This window comes from Mycobacterium sp. AZCC_0083 (assembly GCF_014202335.1).
Classification (GTDB): Bacteria; Actinomycetota; Actinomycetes; order Mycobacteriales; family Mycobacteriaceae; genus Mycobacterium.
The window spans coordinates 1-2419 of sequence record NZ_JACHGP010000039.1 but is presented as its reverse complement, the minus strand read 5'-3'; the positions used below and the strand labels follow the sequence as shown (position 1 = coordinate 2419).

2 protein-coding genes are annotated in these 2419 nt (G+C 67.5%); both read right to left on the bottom strand.

Annotated elements, in window-relative coordinates; genetic code table 11:
• Window positions 1–62: 62 nt before the first annotated feature.
• The gene (gene istB, locus HNP02_RS42190; RefSeq protein WP_184446771.1) at window positions 63–923 is read right to left on the bottom strand and encodes an IS21-like element helper ATPase IstB; all 861 of its coding nucleotides are present in this window, start codon (window positions 921–923) and stop codon (window positions 63–65) included.
• Window positions 920–2281 (bottom strand): DDE-type integrase/transposase/recombinase, encoded by a 1362-nt coding sequence (locus tag HNP02_RS42185; RefSeq protein ID WP_184446769.1) that lies wholly within the window; start codon window positions 2279–2281, stop codon window positions 920–922. Before HNP02_RS42185 ends, istB begins: the two co-directional genes overlap by 4 nt.
• Window positions 2282–2419: the final 138 nt, after the last annotated feature.

Below are 2419 nucleotides of genomic sequence, written 5' to 3'. Positions count from 1 at the left end.
TGACGGCGCTCATCGAAGATCCCCAGGTGTGCTTATCGGAATTCCCCACCTGTGAGCAGCGGTCAGTGTATCGGTTGGCGGGTGCCGGTGGTGGCGCGTCGGAGGCTGTCGGCGGCGGCGTGGTGATCGCGTAGCCGGTAGGACTCGCCGTCGAGATTGATGACCACCGAGCGGTGTAGCAGCCGGTCGAGCATGGCTGCGGCGACGGTGGTGTCGCCGAGGATGTCACCCCAGGCTCCGACGCCGCGGTTGGTGGTGATCACGATCGAGGTCTTCAAATACCGTTGGGATACAACCTGAAACAACGCCGAGGCCGCTTCGGCCGGCAGCGGCAGATAGCCCAGTTCATCGATCACCAGCAGAGTCGGTCCGGCGAAGAAGCGCATCGTGGTGGCCCAGCGTCCCTCGATGGCAGCACGGTGACAGCGGGCGGCCAGATCGGCTGCGGTGGTGAAGTAGGTTCGATATCCGGCATGCGCTGCAGCCCTTGCCAATCCGACCGACAAGTGTGTCTTGCCCGTGCCCGGCGGACCGATGAGCAGAATGTTGGTTGCCGAGTCCAGGTAGCGGCAGGTGCCCAATTCGTCGATCAATTTGCGGTCGATGCCGGCGGCGGCGTCGACGTCGAAGTCGGCCAGGGTGGCCGGGGTCGGCAGGCAGGCGAACCGCAATCGACCGGCGAGGCGGCGGGCGGTGCTGGCGTCGACCTCCGCGGCCAGTAGCCGCTCCAAGGCGACGGTCAGCGATAGGCCTTCGGCGGTGGCCTGGTCCAGCACGCTCGGGAGGGCTTCGGCGGCGGCGTGCAGTTTGAGCTCGGCCAGGTGTGAGCGCAGCTGCTGATACCGGCTGGCCGCGGCCGAGGGTGCCTCGCTGTCGGCGGCCGCGGTGTGGGTGGTCTTCGGGGTGCGGGCGGTGGGGGTCATGGGATGGTCCTGTTCTGGGCGGCCCGCTCGTAAGCGGAGAGGTCGATGACAGTGGAATCGGTTGATGGCGTGCAGGATTGCCCCGAGTTCATGGTCTCGGGCTGTATTCGGAGTAGTTGTGCCGCAGCGGCTTTCGCCTCGGGGCCGGGTGGGATGCGTTCCTTGCGGCGGTGCGGGCGTCCGGTGCTGGCCGTCGCCATCGCGGCGGTATCGAGGGCGATGACGTGGCCGCTGTCGCGGATCATCACCCCGAGCCCGTCAGCGGCCATCCGATGTCGGGCGATGACGATGCCGCCGGTGGTGGCGATGTCGAGGAATTGCGCCCCAACGGGATGGCTCACCGTCACCGCAGCAGTCGCCAGTTCTGGTGGCACCGAGTAGCGGTTGCCGCGGTAGGACACCAACGCTTGGCGTGACGCCGTCCGCGACTCGGCGACGATCACCGGATATGGTGCCGGCGGCAGCGGTGAGAGCGGTTCGGCCTTGGCTACGACGGCGACCGAGGAGCGGCCGTCGGCGGTGGCCCGCAGGCGGGTATCACCGCGGACGCGGGCGAAGCGGTCCACACTTACCTGTGCTTGCTCGACGGTGAGTTCGTCGGCCAGGGTGCGCCACCAGCGTTGCGCAGCAGTGTGATTGATCTTCTCCACCACACCCTTGCGGTTACCGCGCCGTGGCGGGCAGATCGCCACCGACACCCCGTAGTGTTTGGCCACCCCGGCGAACGACGCGGTCACCCGACCCGAGCCCGGATCGCAGACGGTGGCCATCCGGTCGAACCGCCACACCCGTGACACACCGCCCAGGCCACGGGTCACGTGGTCGATCGCGGCGATGAGGTGGGGCTGATCCTCCGACGGCGCCAACGCTGCCCGCCACTTGCCCGAATGCGCCAGCGATCCGACCAACAGGTGCGCCGTCTTGCCCCAGTCCCATGAGACCGGCGGATCGGGCAATTCCAGCCAGTCCCATTGGGTTTCATCTCCCGGCGGATGCTCGATCACCGCGTTGGGGCGCTCGGTGGCCGTGCGGCAGGCTGTACACGTCGGCCGCAGATCCCGCGCCCGGATGTTGCGGGTCAGGCTCTGATACGACAGCCCGAACCCCAGGGCCTCCAACTCGTCGAACAGCGTGCGGGCCCACAAGTGCGGGTCCTCGACCAGTCGAGCGGTGACGTAGTCGACGAACGGGTCGAACGGGTCCGGTGAGGGCCTGGCCCGGACTCCCGGCGTGGCGTCACCGGCCAGGTACTTGCGGACCGTCTTGCGATCATGGCCGGTGTGGCGGGCAATCGCTGAGATCGACCAACCACGTTTGCGTAGGGCGTGTACTTCCATGTCGTCCTCCCATGTGAGCATGAGAAAGCGGGCCTCCTTCGAATGGAGCTACTGGCGTCAGACACCAGCAGCATCGAGGGAGGCCCGCCCTTCTCGGCGGAGCCACACGGGTGGGGAATTTCGATGAGCGGCAGTGGGGAATTTCAGCGAGCGCGGTCA

Excerpts from the sequence above, each read along its gene's own strand:
- HNP02_RS42185 (WP_184446769.1), bottom strand. The coding sequence starts at position 2,281 with ATGCTCACATGGGAGGACGACATGGAAGTACACGCCCTACGCAAACGT.
- istB (WP_184446771.1), bottom strand. The coding sequence starts at position 923 with ATGACCCCCACCGCCCGCACCCCGAAGACCACCCACACCGCGGCCGCC.